Below are 21,873 nucleotides of genomic sequence, written 5' to 3'. Positions count from 1 at the left end.
TTTTTGTGAAAACGCTACTACATCATTCTAAAAAAAAAGTAGGGACAATTCACCAATTATCCCTACATATATTATCGATGCAATAACAATAGGCTTAAAAACCTACGCCTAGCAATTAGTCAGCGGCTTGGGGAAGCAGTTCCCGTTTCTCGCCTTGTAAGACTTGAACTTGACCGTCTTCATTGACATCAACGATCGCCGTATCGCCTTCTTTGACACGACCAGAGAGGATTTCCTCAGCGAGGCTATCTTCCAGCAAACGCATAATGGCGCGACGCAGGGGACGCGCACCGTAGCTGGGGTTATAACCTTCTTCTACCAGTCTTTCTTTAAAGCGATCGGTAATTTCCAGGCGAATGCCTTTTTCCGTCAGGCGACCGAACACCTCGTTAAGCATAATTACCGCGATTTCCTTGACCTCATCTTTATTGAGTTGACGGAAGACGATAATCTCATCCAGACGGTTGAGGAACTCCGGACGGAAGTATTGCTTGAGTTCTTCATTAACCAGGTTGCGAATGCGGTTATATTGAGCATCAGCTTGATTTTCTTCAAACTCGAACCCAAGACCGCCGCCACCTTTTTCGATCACCTTAGATCCAATGTTGGAAGTCATGATGATCAGGGTGTTTTTAAAGTCAACGGTGCGACCTTTAGCATCGGTCAAGCGCCCATCTTCCAAAATCTGCAATAACATATTGAAGACATCGGGGTGAGCTTTTTCGATTTCGTCGAACAGCACCACGGTATAAGGACGACGGCGCACCGCTTCGGTGAGTTGTCCACCTTCGTTGTAACCCACATAGCCGGGAGGGGAACCGATGAGTTTAGAAACGGTGTGCCGCTCCATAAATTCCGACATATCCAGGCGGATCATGGCTTCTTCTGAGCCGAAGAAGTAGGCGGCGAGGGATTTAGTCAACTCGGTTTTACCTACCCCTGTTGGTCCAGAGAAGATGAAACTAGCGATGGGTCGGTTGGGGTTCTTGAGTCCGACACGGGCGCGACGGATAGCGCGAGAAACGGCTTTGACAGCCTCTTCCTGACCAATAAGACGCTGGTGGAGGGTGTCTTCCATGTGCAGGAGTTTCTCGGACTCGGACTCGGTGAGTTTGTTAACGGGAATCCCGGTCCAACTGGCGACGATTTGGGCGATATCCTCTTCTGTTACCATGGGGGAATCGTCCTCGTCGGTGCGAGTTTCGGATTTTTTGTTTTGAGCGATCGCCCGAATTTGGGACTTAATTTCCATTTCGCGATCGCGCAATTCTCCGGCTCGGTCAAAGTCCTGGGAGCGCACCGCGTCATCTTTCTCTTTGAGGACTTGTCGCAATTCCTTGTCGAGTTCCTTGGCGGCTGGGGGAAGCTGGGAGTTAATCAGGCGCACCCGCGATCCGGCTTCATCAATCAAATCGATCGCCTTATCGGGGAGATAGCGATCGCTAATATAGCGATCGGACAATTTCGCTGCCGCTTCGATAGCTTCATCAATGATTTTCAGCTTGTGGTGCTGCTCATAGCGTTCCCGCAGTCCATAGAGAATCTCAATGGTTTCGGGTACCGAAGGCTCACCCACCATCACGGGTTGGAACCGACGTTCCAGGGCGGCATCCCGTTCAATATGCTTGCGGTACTCATCGAGGGTAGTAGCACCGATACACTGCAACTCACCCCGCGCCAAAGCTGGCTTGAGGATATTAGCTGCATCGATAGCCCCTTCCGCAGCACCTGCACCAATGAGGGTGTGAACCTCATCAATTACCAGGATGACATTACCGCAAGAGCGGATTTCATCCATAATCTTTTTGAGTCTTTCCTCAAACTCACCCCGATACTTAGTACCAGCCACCAAGAGGCCGATATCGAGGGTAACAACTCGTTTATCTTCCAGGATATCGGGAATGTCATTTTGAGCAATGCGCTGGGCGAGACCTTCGGCGATCGCGGTTTTACCGACACCGGGTTCTCCAATTAGCACCGGATTATTTTTAGTACGACGACCCAAAATTTGGATCACCCGCTCAATTTCCTTTTGTCGTCCCACTACCGGGTCAAGTTTGCCCTCGGAGGCCATTTGGGTCAAATTCGAGCCAAACTCATCGAGGGTTGGGGTCTTAGTGCGACCACTACTGCCCCCGGCGGCGACTTCGGCGGTTTCACCCAACATCCGAATTACCTGGGTGCGAACCTTCGACAGGTCAACCCCCAAATTTTCCAGGACACGAGCGGCTACTCCTTCTCCTTCTCGGATCAGACCCAGAAGCAAATGTTCTGTCCCGATATAATTATGTCCGAGTTGACGAGCCTCTTCTAAGGAGAGTTCTAAAACCCTTTTGGCGCGCGGAGTGAAAGGAATTTCAACGGCGACAAACCCGGAGCCGCGGCCGATGATTTTTTCGACCTCGATCCGAGCATCTTTGAGGTTGACCCCCATCGATTTCAGGACTTTGGCTGCTACGCCAGTCCCTTCGCCAATCAGACCCAGGAGGATCTGTTCTGTTCCTACGAAGTTATGTCCCAGGCGGCGTGCTTCCTCCTGGGCTAACATGATCACCTTAATGGCTTTTTCTGTGAAGCGTTCAAACATGGCTAGTTTTTATCACCTGCTGCTGGCTCGTATGCTAATTTTAGCGTGATATTTTCAATGATCGGGTAAAACTATGCTGAAAGTTGCTCAACAAGTTTCACTTATGGGATTGACTCATTTTTAATTGTATCTAGGGGATCAGGTATTTGGGTTGGCGATCGGCTCATCTTTGGCTATTGAGTAGTCCCCAATGGCTACAGAATCTGCCGAATAGGGACAAGGTACCCGAAATCGAATCAGTGATTCTGTATCGTGGTTGTCTGTCTCTGATCCCGGATTCTAGCACAATCTCAAATAAGACTTGGGAGACCAGAAAGCCAAAGTATTAGGGCATCTTCTCCGGTGTCGGCATAGTATTTGTTGCGCCTTCCCGCGATTTGGAAGCCGAATTTTTGATATAGAGATAGGGCGATATCATTGGAAGCCTTAACTTCTAAGGTCGCATGGGATAATCCTCGCTGTTGGGCGAGTTGCAGTAAAGCCCGCAGTAAATTTGACCCTAGACCTAAGCGCCGATAATCGGGATGAATGGCTAGTAAAGTGATATGGGCTTCGTCTACAATAGCCCAGAGACAACCGATGCCTATGACGGGTGGGGGTGGCGTTTGGGGGACTTCTACGGAAATTGTCTGTAAACCGGACAAGGGTTGTCCGTAGGTTGGATGTGTCCAGATGACCAGATCGCTATTGGCGCTATTTAATTCCCTTTGATATCCAGATTGATTCCATAATCCACCTAAGCAGAGGCGATCGAGTTCTACTACTGCGGGTAATAAGTCGGGGGTGAGAAGTTTGAGTTGTAGGATGGTCACAGAGGCTGGGGTGAAAGCTAATAGATAGATTAAGATTAACAATGGTGACAGAAATTTGGTACGATCGCAGATAGACGCGCCGATAAATAAACTAACTATTGATACTAAAACTGTGGAAAATTCTGGACTTCAGTACCTACTCAACTCGGAAAAAGGCACAACCTCGATATCGCCTAACCAACAACTGTTACCCCTCACGGCTACGGTCAACCACCAAGATCACCTAGAAATTGGCGGTTGTGATGTGGCGGAAATGGTCAGTCAGTTTGGTTCCCCTCTGTATATATTAGACGAAGTGACGGTCCGTACTGCTTGCCGTCAATATCGGGAGGCTTGGGAAAAATACTACCCGGGAGAATCGCTGATTCTTTATGCTTCTAAGGCATGGAATTGTTTAGCGGTTTGTGCAATAGTTGCCTCGGAAGGTTTGGGGACTGATGTGGTTTCCGGTGGGGAACTATACACGGCGAACATGGCAGGGGTGAGTCCCGATAAGATTTACCTACATGGTAACAACAAATCGCGATCAGAACTGGAGTTAGCCATTAGCACTGGCTGTACTGTGGTGGCTGACAACTGGCTAGACCTGACCAACCTGGTGGAGTTGGCAGATCAAATGTCGGTAACATCTCCCGTGCGGGTGATGATCAGATTTACGCCGGGTATTGAGTGCCACACCCATGAGTATATTCGGACGGGACATCTTGATAGTAAATTCGGGTTTGATCCTAATCAACTCGATGAGGTGTTTAAATTTGTCAGTAGCAATCCATCCCTATGCTGCGAGGGAATTCACGCTCATATTGGCTCTCAGATTTTTGAACTGCAACCCCATCAAGACTTGGCTGGGGTGCTAATGGATGCGGTCACTAAAGGCAGTCAGTATGGTTTAAATATTACGGAAGTTAATGTGGGGGGAGGTTTAGGGATTCGGTATACAGAAGATGATGACCCCCCCAGTATTGAAAGTTGGGTGAGTGCGATCGCCTCATCGGTCGTCGCCGCCTGTGAACAACGCCAGATCCCTTTACCTAAGCTGTTGTGTGAGCCAGGGCGATCGATTATTGGTCCGGCGGCGATCACTGCTTACACGATTGGTTCGCGCAAAGAGATTCCAGATATGCGAACTTATATAGCAGTGGATGGGGGAATGTCAGATAATCCCCGTCCGATTACTTATCAATCTGTCTACAGAGTGGTAATTGCTAATCGGATGTCCGCACCATTAACCGAAACCATAACAGTAGCTGGCAAACATTGCGAATCTGGGGACATCTTAATCCAACAAGCCCATCTCCCCGGAGATTGTCAAACTGGTGATATCTTGGTGGTAATGGCAACGGGAGCCTACAATTATAGTATGGCTTCTAACTATAATCGTCTGCCTCGTCCGGCAGCGGTTCTGGTGAATGAGGGAATAAGTACGATCATTATTCAACGGGAGACCTATTCAGATCTGATTCGTCAGGATCGTTTACCCGAAAGGCTTGGCGATCGCCCTTGATGCCTTAATTAATAAGGATAGTGGGGTTAGACATCGCCCCACTGTACTTCTCTCCCCATTTGAGGATGAGGAAACGAGTTGCCAGCAATATAGATAATTGATTAATTATCGATAAGTTAGGAGTTCGGGAAGATGTCAATAGTTTTAACCTCATATCGCGTTCAATGAGTTCGGGTCAAAGTCAAGACCCTGCCTGGCTTGAGTCCTGGTTGGTTAACAGCATCGATATTGGACTGGTTTTTGCCGTCGCCTATATCGTCCTTGTGATTATTGGAGAGCGTCGAACCTTGTGGATGGTTCGAGGTTTCATTGTGTTAATGTTGGCAACAGCCATCAGTAATTGGGCTAATCTGAGACTGCTTTATATTGCCCTGAATAGTTTGGTAACTGGTTCTGCAGTGGCTATGGCTGTGATTTTGCAGTCAGAGTTTAGACAATTTCTGGAAAAATTAGGGCGCGGGGAGGTGCTACAGCTTTTTGCTGCCAGCCGAAAAGCTATCCCTGAACCGGACGGAGTGATTGATCAAATTGTCGAGGCGGTGAAAGAACTTTCCCAGAACCGTACTGGGGCCTTAATTGTCATTGAAACAGGCAGTCCCATTGATGAGCGTGATTTTTCGGTTCCGGGTGTGCGTTTAAATGCGGAAGTATCGAGGGAACTGCTACAGACGATTTTTCAACCTAAAACCCTACTCCATGATGGTGCGGTGTTGATTAGAGCCTCTAGGGTGGCTGCTGCCGGGGTGATTTTACCCCTATCTGAACGGATAGCCTCGCGACAGTTGGGAACCCGCCATCGAGCAGCTATGGGCATTACAGAAAGGGTTGCTAAGTGTGTGTGTATTGTGGTTTCCGAGGAAACTGGGTCAATTTCTCTGGCTGATAAGGGTGTACTGAACCGACCCCTAACCAGTAGTAAACTCAAGGAGTTATTAGAAGCTCGGTCTTTTATAGCGGGGGATGATAAAACTAAGCCTCCTATTTCCATAGATACCCTTAAACGGCGGATAGGATTAAAGAGGTTGTCGTTCATTTCCAAGGTGTTCCGTTTTCGTTCGTCAGCTTCTCGGGAGAAAAAATGAATCGAAAGCCAAGGGTTATACATGAGTTACCTGCTGACCTTGACCGAAATCGCCTCCCAAACCATGTCGCGGTGATCATGGATGGTAATGGTCGCTGGGCGAAACGTCGGGGACTACCACGCACTATGGGGCATCGGCGAGGGATTGATGCTCTCAAGAATTTACTCCGTTACTGTCGTGATTGGGGAATTAATGCTTTAACGGTTTATGCGTTTTCCACCGAAAATTGGGGGCGACCCCTAGAAGAAGTAGATTTTTTGATGGCTTTGTTTGAGCGGGTTCTCATGCGGGAACTTGAGGAGATGATGGAGGAGGAGGTTAGGATTAGGTTTGTGGGTAATTTGCATCGGCTTCCTGCTTCTCTGAGGGAGTGCATTGAGAAGTCAATGGAGACTACCCGCAATAATGAGGGGATTTTGTTTACTGTGGCTACTAATTACGGGGGACGGGAGGAGATTGTTAGGGCTTGTCAGGCGATCGCCAATCAGGTTAAACAGGGTACTCTCGAACCGGAAGCCATTGATGGGGCTTTATTTGAAAAGTATTTGTATACAGCCGGAACTTGTGACCCGGATTTATTGATTCGCACCAGTGGGGAATTACGGATTAGTAATTTTTTGCTCTGGCAAATTGCCTATGCTGAGATTTATGTGACTGACACTCTCTGGCCGGATTTTAACAGCCATGAGTTTCACCTGGCCCTGTGTTCTTATCAGCAGCGAGAGCGTCGATTTGGTAAGGTGGGTACTCGTGATTGAATTAGGGACCGGAAAAAACCGCTTGTTCGATATCTTGACGACTGAGGGAGTATTTAAAGGAGCGTTGAATATCTTGGCCGTCTGTACCTGCGCCAATGTAACGTACTGTTATTTGGTCAATATCCAACCATAGGTCGGCTTTCCAGGTGGGCTTTTCTACTTGCCAACAATGGAGTTCCTGGAGGTCTTGTTCACCGCCCAGGGAGCGTAACCAGTCTTCTATTTCTGGTAGGGGATGGTTATATAGGGGGGTATTGGGACTTGGTAAGGTCATAATTGATTGCTGTTGAAAATTTTTCTAGGGGCTCGCTTAAAGGGTTATATCTGAACGAAACAGGGCGATCGCTATTGCTAATCCTAAACAGCTTATCAAACTGACTGCCATCATTAACAGAGCAAATAGTTCTCCGGGGGATAAAGGCCGATTTTCAGCGGCGATCGCTTCTGTGGCGCTGGAATGCCTCGATTTTGGGGGTCTCGAATGGTTCCGATAATTAATCTCCGTGGGGGGAGTGATCACCCTGTTTGTACTAATGGTTTGATCATACATTTGACGGCGATCGGGATTACTCAGAATGCTATATGCTTCATTCAACTTTTGGAATTTAGCTTTAGCATCATCTTCTGATAAATCTGTTGTATCTGGATGATAGCGTTTACTCAGTTCTCGGTAAGCCCGCCGAATTTCCATAGACGATGCCGAGGGATGCAAGCCCAACAGGGTATAATGAGTCGGTTGGATACTGCCCGGCCATGGTTTGGGGCCGCTGCGATGATATCTCTGTGATCTGGCTTGTTTATTAGTCACGGGTATACCCTCCTATCTTCCCTAGGGCGCAGTTGCTGCACGTTGTTCGGCTATCCGCTGATTCTCAGCATACTGGCTAACCCTCTCTTGAGCAGCCTGATAGTTTTCGCTGTCCTGTGGAACCTGGCTCATGAGTTCACTGGCTTTTTGCCACTCACTGGCTACCGCATTCCATTCAGCTTGAGATTGGGCGCTCTGGCCTAGGGTCGCCGCATTCATGGCCGCATTAATGCCTTCACGCCAAGGGTCAGTCGCCACCGTGGGGGTAGCTGCGGGTTCGGCCGTTTGGGGAGTTTCTGGGTCGGCTGGGTCGGCCGCTTGGGGAGTTTCTGGGTCGGCTGGGTCGGCTGGTTCGGCTGGTTCGGCTGGTTCGGTTGGGTCGGCGGTGATTTCTGAACTACCACCGGGGAGGAAGGGTAGAGGGAAGATACCAGCAAAATGCAATCCTGCCAAAGCAGCGATCGCCACCAATAATATAATCGGAATCAGTAACAGGACTTTATTACTTTTCGGCTGAGAAGGTTGTACTTCTTGGGTTTTGTCCTCATCATCCTCATCAGGATCATCATCTTCTTCTGGAATGTAGCGATACTCGTCATCATCGTCAATTTCTTGGTCAGGGTCGATGTCGTCAGGGTCGATGTCATCATCATCGACAACATAATCATCAATATGATCATCCTGATCGAGGAGGGTATCTTGTTCGCTGAAATCGTCCTCGATATCAACCACATCAGGGGGAATCATATCATCTTCCGGGTCGATCGCCGTTTGCGGTGGCTCCTTCAAAACGATCTCTTCTTCCCAAGCCGGATCATCCCCCAATTGTCGTCCATAGATTTTGACAGTATAGATAGAGGGGACATCTAACTTAGTCATCCCATTGCGAACAAAATTCACCAATGATTGTTGATTGTTAGGAACCGCATCCCCTTCTAGCATGATGTGTAGGGAGTTATCTTCCCCACAGACATCGGCATTAATGTTTTTAGCTTTTAGGGAATTGTTAATCACATTGGCAATCGCCTGGGGATCGCCCTGCTTGGCTAGTTCCATTTGGCTTTGGTTTGGCATGGCTAACCCTCACGAGAACCTTGGGGGAAAATTTTCGGTGATACCTGCGACATGACACAGATCAAAAACGGGGGGGGGTCGGGATTGGGGCTTTTAACCTGCCCTTACACCGGATATTACCCGGGTGTAAAGATACCAGACCCAGACTGAAACGGCGAACTGTGCCACTCCATGATAATGTATCATACACTAACGGTGAAATAAGCGACAAAGTTCGATTATCTGTGTTTGTAGTGTTGACTGTTCATCTGCGCCACGTTTAAGGCTAATTTCCAATTGCAGCAATTTGGGTAAGGTTTGTTGAAGTTGCTGTAAGGAAAGGGGTTGCACTTCTTTTTTAAGGAAGTATATGCGCTTGGGGTTCCCGACTTCGGCTAGGCGGGCGATTTCTTGATCATCTCTGGTTCCGGTTTCGATCATCAATTTGACCCATAGCCAGGTGCGGAATTGTCCGACTAGGGTAGCTAGGATTTTGAGGGCGGGTTCATTGTGGGCGATTAAATCGGCAATTAACCCTAGGGCTTGGCTAGTTTTGCCTTCTCTAATGGCGATCGCCAGTTTTAGACTATTCTGAGTATTGCTGTGGATTAGGGGAGTAATAGTTTTGATGTCTAGGGGACGGTCTATGGTATCAGCATATAGTTTGAGTTTTTCCATTTCGCCATAGAGTTGGCGGGTATCATTTCCGACCGCTTCGGCTAAAAATTCCACTGATTCTGGTTTAAGTTTGACTCCCAGTTGTTGGGCTACTTCTCGGACCCGCTGTTCCAATTGGTCAGTTTTCCAGGGTGGTATTGCCGAAAAATCCTTAACTTGGGCATATTTTTGTAGGAGTTTGGTGGATTTGAGGCGGCCATCGGGTTTATTGGGGCTGCTAAATAATAAGGTGGTGGTTTCGGGAATAGCGGGTAAGGTTCGGTCTAACTCCTGTAGAATTTCTGGAGAACAATGCTGAGTCAGGGGTGTATTAACTAGCCATACCAAACGATGTCCCAAGCCGAATGGTGGAGTCATAGCTTGATTTAGTCCAGAAATGACCGAATCTGGTGTATCGGGCAGAATTTTGTCAAAATTGAAACTAGACCAATTGGGATCAACGACAGATTCCCGCAAGGTGTCTACTGCTTTGCTCAGGGAGAAGTCGTCGTCCCCCCAGTACAGGTAAATTGGCATAACAAATTGTCTTTTAATAACGAGGAAAACAGAGTTGGACGATAACTATCAAACCTATGTCAATCGTGTGGCCAGGATGACTTTAGGGCCGGCTTATCTATCACAACTGGAACACATTCAGGAATCCCCTAAGTTTACCCTTGATGCTCAAGGTCAGAGGAAGCCGGTTCCTTTTCCTGGTTACAGTGTGATTACACCTCCGGCGGGGGAAGATGTTGATAATGCCGATTTTTATCAAAATTTGACGGATTGTCAACAGCAACTGGCACAAATTTTAGACCCTGATTTTTTTGTGAAGATTCCCCCAGATAGCCTTCATTTTACTTTGGCTGATTTGATTTGGGATGATTTATATCGAGAGGCTTCTCGGGAAATACCAGATTTTGAAAGTAAAGTTCAAGAGGCGATCGCCGAATCTTTTACCATTTTTGAATCTCAGAAAATCTCCAAGCCTTTTGCTTGGCAGGTTTTGGGTTTGATGGTAATGACTAGAGCGATCGTTGTTTGTCTGGTTCCTAGGGATGAGGAGGCTTATAATTTGTTGATTCAATTCCGCAGGTCTATTTATCAGAACCCTAATTTAATGGCTTTGGGAATTGAGCAGCAATATCACTTGGTGGCTCATGTAACTTTGGGTTATTTTGGCTCTATCCCTAATGATTTAGACCGAGAAACTTTGAGTCAACAACTTTTTGAATTTAACCATCAATGGCTGGATAATTCCCAAGAAATCTTCATCAAAAAAGCCGATTTTAGGAAGTTTGAAGACATGATGGCTTATCAACGAGAACCTCACTGGCCAAGGTTTATTTTTTAAGATTTTCGGAGTGCGTCATATCCAGTTACTTTTTGAATCTCAATTAGAGCAAAATTGGCTAATGACGCACTAACCAATTATCCCATTTAAGAGAACCCTATTTAGTGGGTTATCTACCCATAAACCTTATTCCTAAACAGTTAACAATTCCTCAACTGGGAACTGGCAAATTTTACCGAAAATAGATAATTGACAATAAATATTATTGGCATTGGCTTAGATGGATTGGCGGGACTGTCGGAGTCTGTGCGCCAGGTAGTTAAACGGGGTAATCTGTTAGTCGGTAACTCTCGTAATTTGGGTTATTTTAGCCATGAGACTATTCCGAAATTGCTGCTAAATGACCTGGTGGAAACCCTGTCGGAACTCAAACAATGGCTAACCAATTGGGAAAGAAATTATCAGACCAACCCAGAAGTGATATTTTTAGTATCTGGCGACCCGTTATTATTTGATATCGGGGGAGTATTAGCAGCTCAATTTCCGCCAGATCAGTTAATTTTTCATCCCCATATTAGTTCAATGCAGTTGGCTTTTAATCGCCTGCAAATTCCTTGGGAAGATGCGAGATTAATTACCCTTAATAATCAGTCAGTAGATAGTTTAACTCAGGCTTTAAAAGACGGGGTGACAAAGATAGGCATTTTCACAAGTGTAGATTATCCCCCTCAAGCGATCGCCCAATTAATCTTATCCCTAGATTTACCCAGAGTTTATCAATTCTGGGTTGCCGAAAATTTAGGGGGCGAAAATGAGCGAGTACAACCCTATCCGGTAGACCGGATAAATAACTATCAATTTTCACCCTTAAACCTGGTTATATTATTACCCGATTTACCAGAGGTTATAAATGAGGTCAATTTAGCGAATATTCCCAGCTTAGGAATCCCAGATAACCTATTTTTTGGTAATACCAACGAACCCGAATTAAGCACCCCACGGGAACTGCGTATATTAGCATTAGGCGAACTAGGGTTACAGCCAAATCAAGTCATTTGGGATATGCAAGCCAGTCCGGGTTCAGTGTCAGTAGAAATGGCGAGATTATTTCCCAACTCCACAATTTACGCCATCGAAAAAACGGCATCTGGAACGTCTTTAATAGAGCAGAATTGTCGCCGATTTCAGATAAAAAATGTCATATCAATCAATGGGGAAGTCCCCGCCATATTGCATCATTTAAGAACCCCCGATCGCATTTTTATGGGAAATAGTGACAACAATTTACCGGAGATTTTAGGAACCTGTAGCATTCGACTTTCTCCGGGAGGTAGGATAGTGGTAGTCCTGAGAACTTTAGAACATCTAAATTTAGCCTTAGAGTGGGTCAAATACAAGATCCAATCTGAAAAAAGCTGGAATTATCATCTTTTACAAGTGCAGATTTCCCGTTCATTTTCCATCGGTAATTTGACCAAATTTGCGCCGGTAAATCCCGTCACAATTTTAACTATTGAGCATCAGAGTTTATTTAATTAACTCACCGGAATTAATCTAGGCACATTATAGACAGCCTGATGATTAACAAACTCCCCAAAATTTGTTATAGTTACTTAATACTGTTCACAAGTCAGCCATGTTGAATTTACCAGTTGACCAAATTTTTAATGTCGCCAACATATTTGTACTTCCTTTTTGGAGTCTAATGGTGTTTCTTCCCAATTGGGGAGTTACCCGAAAAGTGATGGAATCATATATTCCCTTTATCCTGTTGGCGTTAACATATCTGTATCTGTTTGCGGGTAGCATAAACCCCGAAAGTGCGGCGGCTTTATCTAACCCCCAATTAGCAGATATCGCTAAGTTTTTCGGAGATGAAACGATCGCAGCCGCAGGGTGGGTTCACTTTTTAATCTTAGATCTGTTTGTGGGACGTTGGATATATTGGGAAGGACAAAAAACCGGAGTTTGGACAATTCATTCTCTGATTTTATGTTTATTTGCGGGTCCCATGGGTTTACTTTCCCACATTATTACTGCTGCTGTAACTCGCCAATTTTTCGCGGGTGGCGGGTCAGAAACTACCACAGATCCATCTGTGAGTTAATCAGAAGTTGGGGTAATTTTTAGTTATTACTCGGTTAAGGTTCAGGCTACCTTCAGATTGATGAGTTTATCATATTCTGAGGGTAGCAAATTGATGTGATTGAATTAGGTAAAAAATTATGGCTGTGGATTATGATATTATCGTAATTGGTGGGGGTTCCGGGGGTTTGGTTGTGGCTAGTGCCGCCGCCCAATTAAAGGCTAAAGTGGCCCTAGTGGAACGCGATCGCTTAGGGGGTGATTGTCTCTGGTTTGGTTGTGTTCCTAGCAAGTCTTTCATCCATGCTTCTCGCATGGCTTATCAAGTCAAAAATGCGGCTAGATTTGGTGTACATACAACCTCACCAACGATTAATTTTGCGGAAGCGATCGCTCATGTTCAACAAGTCATTAAAAATATAGAACCCCATGACTCCCCAGAACGTTTTGAGGGATTAGGAGTTGAGGTGATTTTTGGGGATGGTCAATTTATTGATTATCAAACCTTTGCAGTCAATGGGAAACAGTTAAAAGCTAGGGCGTTTGTGATTGCTACGGGTTCCCGTGCGGCTATTCCCAATATACCAGGTTTAACAGAGGCTGGTTTTCTCACTAATGAGCAGGTATTTTCCTTGGAAAAATGCCCTAAATCTCTTGCTATCATTGGGGCGGGTCCTATTGGTTGTGAGTTAGGACAGGCGTTTTCTCGGTTGGGTTCGGAGGTGACAATTATTTCCAGTCGCGATCATATTTTACCGAAAGAAGACCCGGAAGCAGCTAGGGTAGTTGAACAGCAATTTGAGGCGGAAGGTATCCGAATTTTGCCGAAATCCCGCGCGGAAGCTGTGGAAATTGCACAGGATAAAAAACTGATTAAATCGGGGGATAATACGGTTATTGTTGATGAGATTTTGGTATCTTCAGGGCGATCGCCTAATGTGGAATCCCTGAATTTAGAGGCGGCGGGGGTACTGGTAGATAAAGGGGGAATTAAGGTAAATGAAAAGCTGCAAACTACCAATTCTCGAATTTATGCCTGTGGGGATGTCATTGGGGGTTATCAGTTTACCCATGTGGCGGGTTATGAAGCGATCGTGGTGTTGACTAATGCCCTATTTTTCCCAGTAAGTAAGGTCAATTATCGGGTAATTCCTTGGGCGACATTTACTGACCCAGAATTGGCGCGGGTGGGGTTGACAGAAGCACAGGCGAGGGGTCATTATGGGGATGATGTTTATATTCTTAAACAACAGTTTTCTGATGTGGATCGCGCCCAAGCCGAGGGAGAAACTGCGGGGTTTGGGAAGATTATTGTTCGCGGAAATGGGGAGATTCTTGGGGCTCATATTGTCGGACCTGTGGCGGGGGAATTAATCCATGAGGTGGTTTTGGCAATGGCTAACAATTTGAAGGTTTCGGCGTTAACAGGTATTCACGTTTACCCGACTCTTTCGGAGGTGAATAGTAAGGCGGCTTTATTATTGAAAAAATGGAAATTTGCCGAAAGTAAATGGCAGCAAAGTTTATTAAATAAGTTTTTTAACTGGCGGCGATCGCTACATTAACAGACCTTTAATGGTATCTATGGCAGATATTAGGATGCTAAAAGTTTCAGATTGGGAATCAGAATAGCCAGCAGAAAAATGGCTAATTGCATGGTGACAATACTGGGACCGGATGGCAAATTTAATAATGCTGATAATATCATGCCTAAAACCGCACTAAATCCACCTAAAGCGGATGATACTATTATGTAACTGATAAAATTGCGGGTTAGTAACCTAGCGGCACAGGCGGGAATTACCACAAAAGCACTAATTAGTAATACACCGATCGCCTTTATGGATATTCCGACCAGTAGGGATAATAAGACTATAAAGAAAGTGCGATGGGGTGTGACAGCCACGCCGCGCGCAATCGCTAAAGGTTCGTTTAAGGTTAGTAACATCTGCGATCGCACAGTGAGGGTAATAAATGCAATGCAGATTAATAGTAACAAACCAGACAAGATTAAATCCGATTCCCGAATCCCCAAAATATCGCCAAATAAAATATTATTAATTCCCCCTCGGTAATTGTCTCTAAAACTCAGGATAATAATGCCAATAGCCAGAGATGAAGAGTAAATTATATTTAATAAAGCATCAGTCCAGAGTTGGGTACGTTCCATAAAATAGGTGACACCAAGGGCAAATACTACGGCAAAAGGTAGTATAGCCCAAGACGGATCAAGCCTTAATAATAGGCTAATACTAATGCCTAATAATGCCGAATGTCCGAGAGCATCACTGAAAAATGAAAGCTGCCTTAAAATGGTGAAACTGCCTAACATTCCCCCCATCAACCCGGTGAGAATGCCACCCATGAGGGCTCGCTGCATAAAAGGCAGTTGAAAAAGTTGAATAATACGAGTTAATTCGGCTGGAATTGTCAAGGGTTAATCTCCTTCTATTTGGTCTATTTAGAACATTAATAAAGCCATGAATTGTGGGTGGTTAACCAGTAATTTTATAGGGCGTATTGTTATTACTGATTAATCGTAATTGAGAACTATAAGCGACGGATATATTTTCGGGGGAGAGGATAGTTTCTGGGGTTCCTTCTGATAAGACCATGCGATTTAAACAGAGTACACGATCGCAGTGTTTTCTCACCTGATCGAGGTCGTGGGAAATCTGCAAAATTGCCCAACCTTCTTCTTTTTTGAGTTGATATAATAATTGGTAAAAATCCAACTCTCCCTGAAAATCTAAGCCGGCTAAAGCCTCATCAAGTATTAACAATCGGCGGGGGCGCACCACACAATAAGCTAATAAAACTCGCTTCATTTCACCACCAGAAAGACCGCCAATCAAGTTATGGCGCAGCTTCCAAGCATCCACCTTAATTAAGGCTTGTCTAATAGCCTGATAACGGCTTCTGGAACCCACCCAAGGCAGTTTTAGACCTAATTTATCCCATCCCAAACCGACTAATTCCTCAACGGTAATAGGAATGCGGCGATCGAACATAAAATTTTGGGGTAAATAGGCAATTTCTTGGCGGACATAATTAGGCAAATATCCTGAGCGACTCAAAGACTGTCCTAGGATAAATACATCACCATTTTGGCGCGGTAAAATACCTAAAATTGACTGAATTAATGTACTTTTCCCAGCCCCATTAGGTCCAATAATCGCCATATCGGTTCCTTCTTCTAAGTTAAAAGAAACATTGTCAACAGCCAAATAGGTATCATGATAAACTGTTAATCTATCCACCATTAACACGGGATTTTTCAATTTTATTCTCCTTTAAGAGGGTGCAATTTAATGATGATTTTCCAGGGTAAATACCCCGGAAATATCAGAGGGAATAACCTAGAAGCGTAAGCCGACAGGTTGGGGGATAACTGCGACAGATTTAGGGGTTGATAAAGGTAGCCATGACTGTGTTTGTCCGCCGAAAGCATCTAATAAATTTTGAGCATTTTCCCGCATAACACGCAGGTAATATTCGGGTTCAATGGATTCAGGTCCTCCGGTTTCCATAGGGTTAAATACACCGACACTAATTCCCATATCTCGGGCGATCGTAGAAAACATATCCTGATCTACTTGGGGTTCAGTGAGGATAGTTTGTAGTCCTGATTCGGCAACGGTATTCATAACTCTTTGCACATCTTGGGGGGATGGATTTTGTTCGGGGATACCCACAAAAGATTCAACTTGAAGGTTGTAGCTTTCGGCAAAGTAGGGGGCAAAATCATGGAATACTACAAAAGTTTGTCCAGAAAAAGGTGCTAGTTTTTGGGTAATCTCAGCATCAAGTTGTTGCAGTTTTTCGATAAATGCAGCCGCATTGGCTGTGTATTTTTCGGCCCCTTCTGGGTCAGCGGCTATTAAGCCATCTCGAATATTTTGGACTTGTTGAATTGCGCGTTTAGGGTCTAGCCAAATATGGGGGTTAAATTCTCCATGATGGTGATGATGGTGATGATCATGTCCGTGACCGTGATCATGTCCGTGACCGTGACCGTGATCATGTCCGTGACCGTGACCGTGACCGTGACCGTGACCGTGACCGTGATCATGATCTTCATTAGCAACGGTAGGGATGCCTTTACTAGAGTCAATAATTACTAGGTTATCATTGCGGGCATTCTCAATCAAACTATCTAGGAAAAACTCCATTTCGAGGCCGTTTTTCACCAAGACATCAGCGTTGACGATCGCCTGTATATCTCCTGGTCTCGCCTGAAAATCATGGGGTCCGACATTAGTCGGCATTAGTTGCACTACTGTGGCGCGATCGCCTACCACAGCCCTGGTAAACTGTGTCATGGGTGTGAATGTGGTCACCACCTGTAACTGTGCTTCTGTGGCTACAGTTGTAGCTTGAGTCTCTGGTGTTTCTGTCTCGCTAGTGGTAGCTGTAGGGCCACAACCCCCTAAACCTAGGGCGACTGTGGAAGCGACCAATACTGTTAAACGTCCAAATAATCGAGATCCGGAAATCATCAAAACCTCCTACTAACTGCTGATCATGCTTTTCACTCCACGGGAATAATGGCTTTTGATTTGGGTGTGGGACTCCGTGGGTGAGAATGATTATCATTGTAGAGAATTTTAGCACCAAGTTAGCGCGACAATAGTTGAAAAATGATTAAAAATCTCAGCCTAGGGTCTGGGGGACGATTAACCTGCTGTAGCTGGAGAAAAATAATTAATTTGCTGTGGAATGCTATATAATGTGTAAACTGTGGTATAATTCCATAGGAAGTTTGACGAAAAACTTGGGGCTGTAATTATGGCTGCTGCCATCACTTTTGCACTTGGAAATTTAGCTAATCATGGCGTTTATGTAGGGTTTATGGGGAGAGATGCCATAGACATCTACACCTTTAATCATCCGGTTAAGGGATGGTTAAACTGTTCTGTGGAAGGCTTTAGTGCTGGGGTGGAGTTGCGACTAAAAACGGCTAGGGGTCGCCTAGTAAGTCGCCAATTAGTGCAGCCTAATGAGGGGTCGGCGATCGCCTTTAATTTACCCGCAGGTGTTTATGTCCTAGAAATAGCGGCACTCTATGGAAACACTACCTATCAATTAACTCTACAACAGGAACGCGACCTAGCAGCCACTGAGACAATTATTATTAATCAATATTCAACCTGTCCCACCGGCAATAGACGGCTAAAAGTCAGCCGAAAATCCGATTATATTTCTGTAAAAAATGCGGCTGTTTTTGCGGGTTTATGGATAAGAAAAAAAGCCGGAATTTGGCAGGTGTTGAATGTCAACAAAACGGCTAAGTTACGGGATTATATAAGGTGTAGATTGAGGGGCGATCGCTTATTCGCCTTAGCCAGAGGACACCCCAATTTAACTATCTGGTGTAGGGAATATATCCCCACTGGTTAAAACCCCGGAATGTTCACTGCTAAAACCCGATAAATATTTGTGAAAACTGACCAGGTAAATCCCACAGTAGTCTTGCCTTTTGTTAGATGTGCTTTAGGATGTATACATAGGGAATATCCCCATGTGCATTTCTATGGTTTATCTGAGGAAAATGATTTAGTACCTCATCGTCAACTCAACCCAGCCTTTTATGGTTGTTTAGACTGGCATTCTGCGGTTCACAATCATTGGCTGTTAGTGCGGGTGATGCGGTGTTTTCCGGAAGTGGAATTGAGCGAAGAAGCCAGGGAAAAAGTCAGCCAAAACTTGACCCCAGAAGCGATCGCCCAAGAAGCCGATTATCTGAAAGATAGACCAGAGTTTGAGTGTCCCTATGGTTTAGGGTGGTTATTACAATTAACCGCCGAATTGCGGGGCTGGAATGATAGCCAAGGAAAACAGTGGGGGGAAATACTGCAACCCTTAGAAGAAGTAGCAGTTAATAACCTGCGACAATGGCTGTTAGATTTAGCCTGTCCTAACCGCAGTGGGACCCATATTCAAACCGCCTTTGCTATGGGTTTAATTTGGGATTGGGCGAAAGCTACCGATAATCAAGATCTGGCTGGTTTAGTCAAAGAACGAGCTAAGATGTTTTATCATGGCGATCGCAACTATCCCTTACATATAGAGCCCCTAGGCTGTGATTTCCTCTCTCCGACCTTAGCCGAAGCCGATTTAATGAGGCGTTTTTTAGATGCCGAAAACTTCGCTAATTGGCTGGGGGAATTTCTCCCAAACATCCCAGAAACCCCTGAAATAGACTGGTTATCTCCAGTAATTCCCAGCAACCCCACCGACTATCAACAATCCCATTTTGATGGTCTCAACCTAAGTCGCGCTTGGATGTTAGAGGGAATTATCGCGGGACTTCCCCCTGATGATCCACGCATTAGCAGTTTACAAGCCGTGGCGGCGGTACATCGTCGAGTAGGGTTAGAACCCGTTTCTCTGTGTGATTACGCCGGAAGTCATTGGTTGGGGAGTTTTGCGGTTTATTTATTAACCCAAAGGGGATTAGGATACACTTAGGCTGATGGCGGGTTGTCATTATTGCGAATAACCTGGGAGGCGAGGTAAATTTTTGACCATTCACTGTGTACCCGGGAAACCTTGGTATTGAGGGTTTTGGCGATCGCATCAATAGAATTGTTAGCTTTGAGGAGATCAATAAGCCGACGTTGAGTGGGGGTCAAATCCTGATAGAACTTTTCCCACTGAGAGGGAGTCAGACCGAGGCGATGGTTAACCAGGGAAATTCCCAGCCAGTCCATAACCAATTCTGGGGCGATTTTCACAGCAAAGTTGCGCGTCGCATGATAACCGACCTTTTCCCGCATTCGATATACCTGTTTGATGGGTAGCTGCAACTTTTGGGCGATCGCCTCTTGACTGTAGCCGCGCAGGTATAATTCTAGCCATTGGGCGGCGATCGGATCGACATTTTCCTGCAGATAGGCTTGAAACTGTTTTTGGATGAATACCCGCTGGGCTTTTTGTTCCTCCAAATACTGAGATTCCTGATATTGAGCGATCGCCGAATCATCCAATAGGCTGATCGGTTCATCCTTATCTCCCAACACAATTTCCTCAGAGATCTGTTTAACCCACTCTCCTGTCGGGACCTGAGTCAGTCCCCCTCGTTGGGACCGATAAAGATAGTTAACAAACCGATAGACCAGTAGGGGTTGATTGCGAATGGGACGCAGACAATATTCCTCAACTGTGGTCAATAACAAACTATTACGCAGTCGCGGATCATCGGTACATTGAGCGATCCACTGAATTTGCTGTTTAAGATAGTGATCGCGATCCAACATATTTTGGATCACCTCTTGTAGGACATCCACCACCTGACGTTGGCGATCGCGACTCGTAGCCACCCAGGTTTGAATTTTCTGGCGCAGGATAACCAAACCCCCCAGACGTTGCATCAAATTCCGATAGGCTTGATTTGAGGAAACCCCCCAATAACGTTCTTTCAGAATCCGATAACGAAAATTTAACCCAGCTTCCAAGGCTTGACGGCGATCGGGTTCCAAAGTATCCCAGCGATCGGGATTTTCTCCCAACAGCCAAACCACGACACTTGACCAAGTATCAGGACTAGCTTGAGGATAATCATTCTGTAAGCGGGAAAGCCAATGCTTTTCCAAAGTTTGACAGTATCTCAACAACTTTCACCAAAGCCAACCAAACACCTATGCTACCATTGACAGATAATTAATGCTATAGGATTGTAGTTTCTGTTTATTCATATAATAGGATATTAGCCGTGAATCTAGCTACTGCCAAAAGTCTGTTTAAAGAAACCATCACCGAATGGCAAAAAGACAAAGTTCCTATTCTCGCTGCCGCCCTAGCCTATTATATGGTATTTTCCCTAGCCCCTTTGTTAATGATTGTCATTGCTGTAGCTGGTTCCATTGTCGGGGAAGCCGTAGCCCAAAAAGAAGTTATTGACCAACTAGAAACTTTGATGGGTGAACAAGGAGCCTCAGTTATTGCTAATGCTATCCAATCTCAATTTCAGCCTAGTTCTAGCATAATCACCACCATCATTGGTGTGGTGACTCTCCTATTTGCCGCTACCACAATATTTGCTCAATTAAAAGAATCCCTCAACATCATTTGGCACGTTGAAGTCAGACCCGGGCAAGGAATATGGGAATTTATCCGCAGTCGAATTTTATCCATCATCATGGTTTTAATTGTCGGCTTATTGCTGTTAAGTTCCCTGGCAATTAGCTCATTTTTATCTGGGATGAGTGATTGGTTAGATGAGGTTATATCAATGCCTGGATTTGTGCGATCGCTCATTGATAACGGCGTTTCTTTTATTTTAATTACCATCTTATTTGGTCAAATTTATCGGATTTTACCAGATGTCAAAATTGCCTGGTCAGACGTAGCCGTAGGTTCAGGTATTACCGCGATTTTATTTATTATCGGTCGCACCTTCATTAGCTTTTATTTAGGACGCGCTACTGTGGCTTCCGCTTACGGTGCCGCCAGTTCCTTCGTCGTCCTTCTGTTGTGGATATTCTATTCCTGTCAAATCTTTCTATTAGGGGCAGAACTTACTAAAATATGGTCAAGGAGATATGGGAACCAAATTCGCCCCAGTTCTAACGCCGTTATCACCAAAAATTACCGCCCCTAGCAGTCCCCAAAAACCATTAAACCGCCTCTTCCCCTTTCCCCAGACCTCTCCCAGAGTCAGAGGGGGGGGGAGCGTACCATGATTAAATGTCAAAACAGCCATTTTCCTCTACAATAGGTAAATGCAAATGCTAAGGATGTAAACTCCATGCCTCCCCGTTGGCCCCGTGAACCCGATCGCCAAGATCCCGACTACCGTCGCCTAGACGATCGCATGAATTTCGCCGTCCATGTAGCTATTTTCGCCGCCTGCAACTCAGGACTGTGGTTTTTCAACAACCTATCCCAAGCCTCATGGTCTTGGGCTGTTTGGGTAACAGGTGGTTGGCTGTCAATATTATTAGCGCACATGATCTATATTTTTGCCATTGCTAACTACACCTCCACCAGCGCCACCAAAAACTAACAGAGTAGCAAGTAGGTTGGGAGAGTAGGTTGGGAGAAGCGCAGCGAAACCCAACAGAGCAGTTTGGGAGAGTAGGTTGGGTGAAGCGCAGCGAAACCCAACACCCAAGTAGGTTGGGAGAGTAGAGAGTAGGTTGGGAGAAGCGCAGCGAAACCCAACAGAGCAGGTTGGGAGAGTAGGTTGGGAGAAGCGCAGCGAAACCCAACAGAGCAGGTTGGGAGAGTAG

General features: G+C 45.5%; 21 protein-coding genes. 11 read left to right on the top strand and 10 right to left on the bottom strand.

The features are described 5' to 3' along the window. Positions 1-115 precede the first annotated feature (115 nt). Positions 116-2,587, bottom strand: coding sequence for an ATP-dependent Clp protease ATP-binding subunit (locus tag P5674_RS05215; protein WP_006618428.1), 2,472 nt, complete (start codon positions 2,585-2,587; stop codon positions 116-118). A gap of 290 nt (positions 2,588-2,877) precedes the next feature. After that, entirely contained in the window at positions 2,878-3,399 is a 522-nt protein-coding gene (gene rimI / locus P5674_RS05210) for a ribosomal protein S18-alanine N-acetyltransferase (RefSeq protein ID WP_014274874.1), read from the bottom strand. 112 nt (positions 3,400-3,511) lie between these two features. Here rimI and lysA point away from each other — a divergent pair, with 112 nt between their 5' ends. From lysA to P5674_RS05195, 3 genes are all read left to right on the top strand, one after another. Beyond that, the gene (gene lysA, locus P5674_RS05205; RefSeq protein WP_006618426.1) at positions 3,512-4,903 is read left to right on the top strand and encodes a diaminopimelate decarboxylase; all 1,392 of its coding nucleotides are present in this window, start codon (positions 3,512-3,514) and stop codon (positions 4,901-4,903) included. A gap of 164 nt (positions 4,904-5,067) precedes the next feature. Continuing rightward, positions 5,068-5,985 carry a diadenylate cyclase CdaA gene (gene cdaA / locus P5674_RS05200; protein WP_315669843.1) on the top strand — a complete coding sequence of 306 codons (918 nt, stop codon included), beginning with the start codon at positions 5,068-5,070 and terminating at the stop codon, positions 5,983-5,985. Then, positions 5,982-6,743 (top strand): isoprenyl transferase, encoded by a 762-nt coding sequence (locus P5674_RS05195; protein ID WP_014274873.1) that lies wholly within the window; start codon positions 5,982-5,984, stop codon positions 6,741-6,743. The genes cdaA and P5674_RS05195 overlap by 4 nt, the downstream gene beginning before the upstream one ends. Before the next feature lies 1 nt (position 6,744). Here P5674_RS05195 and P5674_RS05190 read toward each other — a convergent pair whose 3' ends face one another. The 4 genes from P5674_RS05190 to holA all read right to left on the bottom strand — a co-directional run bounded on the left by P5674_RS05190 (position 6,745) and on the right by holA (position 9,798). Continuing rightward, positions 6,745-7,017 (bottom strand): DUF3143 domain-containing protein, encoded by a 273-nt coding sequence (locus P5674_RS05190; protein ID WP_006618423.1) that lies wholly within the window; start codon positions 7,015-7,017, stop codon positions 6,745-6,747. Between the two features lie 36 nt (positions 7,018-7,053). Continuing rightward, complete coding sequence (locus P5674_RS05185; protein WP_172973460.1) at positions 7,054-7,551, bottom strand: J domain-containing protein; 498 nt, start codon at positions 7,549-7,551, stop codon at positions 7,054-7,056. Between the two features lie 21 nt (positions 7,552-7,572). Further along, positions 7,573-8,625, bottom strand: coding sequence for a hypothetical protein (locus tag P5674_RS05180; RefSeq protein ID WP_014274872.1), 1,053 nt, complete (start codon positions 8,623-8,625; stop codon positions 7,573-7,575). A gap of 189 nt (positions 8,626-8,814) precedes the next feature. Next, positions 8,815-9,798, bottom strand: coding sequence for a DNA polymerase III subunit delta (gene holA / locus P5674_RS05175; protein ID WP_014274871.1), 984 nt, complete (start codon positions 9,796-9,798; stop codon positions 8,815-8,817). Positions 9,799-9,832: 34 nt separating this feature from the next. Here holA and P5674_RS05170 point away from each other — a divergent pair, with 34 nt between their 5' ends. The 4 genes from P5674_RS05170 to P5674_RS05155 all read left to right on the top strand — a co-directional run bounded on the left by P5674_RS05170 (position 9,833) and on the right by P5674_RS05155 (position 14,205). Next, entirely contained in the window at positions 9,833-10,615 is a 783-nt protein-coding gene (locus P5674_RS05170; RefSeq protein ID WP_006617101.1) for a DUF1868 domain-containing protein, read from the top strand. A gap of 189 nt (positions 10,616-10,804) precedes the next feature. Continuing rightward, positions 10,805-12,094 carry a bifunctional cobalt-precorrin-7 (C(5))-methyltransferase/cobalt-precorrin-6B (C(15))-methyltransferase gene (locus tag P5674_RS05165; RefSeq protein ID WP_014274870.1) on the top strand — a complete coding sequence of 430 codons (1,290 nt, stop codon included), beginning with the start codon at positions 10,805-10,807 and terminating at the stop codon, positions 12,092-12,094. Between the two features lie 97 nt (positions 12,095-12,191). After that, complete coding sequence (locus P5674_RS05160; RefSeq protein ID WP_006617099.1) at positions 12,192-12,662, top strand: ABA4-like family protein; 471 nt, start codon at positions 12,192-12,194, stop codon at positions 12,660-12,662. Positions 12,663-12,780: 118 nt separating this feature from the next. Beyond that, positions 12,781-14,205 carry a dihydrolipoyl dehydrogenase family protein gene (locus P5674_RS05155; protein ID WP_014274869.1) on the top strand — a complete coding sequence of 475 codons (1,425 nt, stop codon included), beginning with the start codon at positions 12,781-12,783 and terminating at the stop codon, positions 14,203-14,205. 29 nt (positions 14,206-14,234) lie between these two features. Here the strand turns inward: P5674_RS05155 and P5674_RS05150 are convergent, their stop codons facing one another. The 3 genes from P5674_RS05150 to P5674_RS05140 form a co-directional block, all read right to left on the bottom strand. Continuing rightward, the gene (locus P5674_RS05150; protein WP_062945658.1) at positions 14,235-15,074 is read right to left on the bottom strand and encodes a metal ABC transporter permease; all 840 of its coding nucleotides are present in this window, start codon (positions 15,072-15,074) and stop codon (positions 14,235-14,237) included. Positions 15,075-15,135: 61 nt separating this feature from the next. Continuing rightward, on the bottom strand, positions 15,136-15,903 hold the full coding sequence (locus P5674_RS05145; RefSeq protein WP_373869266.1) for a metal ABC transporter ATP-binding protein: 768 nt from the start codon (positions 15,901-15,903) through the stop codon (positions 15,136-15,138). 96 nt (positions 15,904-15,999) lie between these two features. Continuing rightward, positions 16,000-17,139, bottom strand: coding sequence for a metal ABC transporter solute-binding protein, Zn/Mn family (locus P5674_RS05140; protein WP_014274867.1), 1,140 nt, complete (start codon positions 17,137-17,139; stop codon positions 16,000-16,002). Positions 17,140-17,428: 289 nt separating this feature from the next. Here P5674_RS05140 and P5674_RS05135 point away from each other — a divergent pair, with 289 nt between their 5' ends. Together P5674_RS05135 and P5674_RS05130 are read left to right on the top strand one after the other, a co-directional pair. Then, positions 17,429-18,040 (top strand): hypothetical protein, encoded by a 612-nt coding sequence (locus tag P5674_RS05135; protein ID WP_062945657.1) that lies wholly within the window; start codon positions 17,429-17,431, stop codon positions 18,038-18,040. A 39-nt stretch (positions 18,041-18,079) separates the two neighbouring features. Further along, complete coding sequence (locus P5674_RS05130) at positions 18,080-19,111, top strand: DUF2891 domain-containing protein (RefSeq protein WP_014274865.1); 1,032 nt, start codon at positions 18,080-18,082, stop codon at positions 19,109-19,111. Here the strand turns inward: P5674_RS05130 and P5674_RS05125 are convergent. Continuing rightward, on the bottom strand, positions 19,108-20,256 hold the full coding sequence (locus P5674_RS05125; RefSeq protein WP_014274864.1) for a HetZ-related protein 2: 1,149 nt from the start codon (positions 20,254-20,256) through the stop codon (positions 19,108-19,110). The two genes, P5674_RS05130 and P5674_RS05125, sit on opposite strands and share 4 nt — an antisense overlap. Positions 20,257-20,354: 98 nt before the next feature. On the opposite strand from P5674_RS05125, the gene P5674_RS05120 reads away from it, so the two are divergent. Both P5674_RS05120 and P5674_RS05115 read left to right on the top strand, forming a co-directional pair. Continuing rightward, positions 20,355-21,242: a YihY/virulence factor BrkB family protein gene (locus P5674_RS05120; RefSeq protein ID WP_006616458.1), complete on the top strand. Its 888-nt coding sequence runs from the start codon at positions 20,355-20,357 to the stop codon at positions 21,240-21,242. A 147-nt stretch (positions 21,243-21,389) separates the two neighbouring features. Next, positions 21,390-21,647 carry a 2TM domain-containing protein gene (locus P5674_RS05115; RefSeq protein WP_006615721.1) on the top strand — a complete coding sequence of 86 codons (258 nt, stop codon included), beginning with the start codon at positions 21,390-21,392 and terminating at the stop codon, positions 21,645-21,647. Positions 21,648-21,873: the final 226 nt, after the last annotated feature.

Source organism: Limnospira sp. PMC 289.06 (assembly GCF_032350395.1).
Taxonomy (GTDB): domain Bacteria; phylum Cyanobacteriota; class Cyanobacteriia; order Cyanobacteriales; family Microcoleaceae; genus Limnospira; species Limnospira platensis.
This window is presented reverse-complemented; position numbering and strand designations above follow the sequence as displayed.

Excerpts from the sequence above, each read along its gene's own strand:
- P5674_RS05140 (WP_014274867.1), bottom strand. The coding sequence starts at position 17,139 with ATGATTTCCGGATCTCGATTATTTGGACGTTTAACAGTATTGGTCGCT.
- P5674_RS05215 (WP_006618428.1), bottom strand. The coding sequence starts at position 2,587 with ATGTTTGAACGCTTCACAGAAAAAGCCATTAAGGTGATCATGTTAGCC.
- P5674_RS05180 (WP_014274872.1), bottom strand. The coding sequence starts at position 8,625 with ATGCCAAACCAAAGCCAAATGGAACTAGCCAAGCAGGGCGATCCCCAG.
- P5674_RS05115 (WP_006615721.1), top strand. The coding sequence starts at position 21,390 with ATGCCTCCCCGTTGGCCCCGTGAACCCGATCGCCAAGATCCCGACTAC.
- cdaA (WP_315669843.1), top strand. The coding sequence starts at position 5,068 with ATGAGTTCGGGTCAAAGTCAAGACCCTGCCTGGCTTGAGTCCTGGTTG.
- P5674_RS05190 (WP_006618423.1), bottom strand. The coding sequence starts at position 7,017 with ATGACCTTACCAAGTCCCAATACCCCCCTATATAACCATCCCCTACCA.
- holA (WP_014274871.1), bottom strand. The coding sequence starts at position 9,798 with ATGCCAATTTACCTGTACTGGGGGGACGACGACTTCTCCCTGAGCAAA.
- P5674_RS05145 (WP_373869266.1), bottom strand. The coding sequence starts at position 15,903 with ATGGTGGATAGATTAACAGTTTATCATGATACCTATTTGGCTGTTGAC.
- P5674_RS05135 (WP_062945657.1), top strand. The coding sequence starts at position 17,429 with ATGGCTGCTGCCATCACTTTTGCACTTGGAAATTTAGCTAATCATGGC.
- P5674_RS05160 (WP_006617099.1), top strand. The coding sequence starts at position 12,192 with ATGTTGAATTTACCAGTTGACCAAATTTTTAATGTCGCCAACATATTT.
- P5674_RS05195 (WP_014274873.1), top strand. The coding sequence starts at position 5,982 with ATGAATCGAAAGCCAAGGGTTATACATGAGTTACCTGCTGACCTTGAC.
- P5674_RS05155 (WP_014274869.1), top strand. The coding sequence starts at position 12,781 with ATGGCTGTGGATTATGATATTATCGTAATTGGTGGGGGTTCCGGGGGT.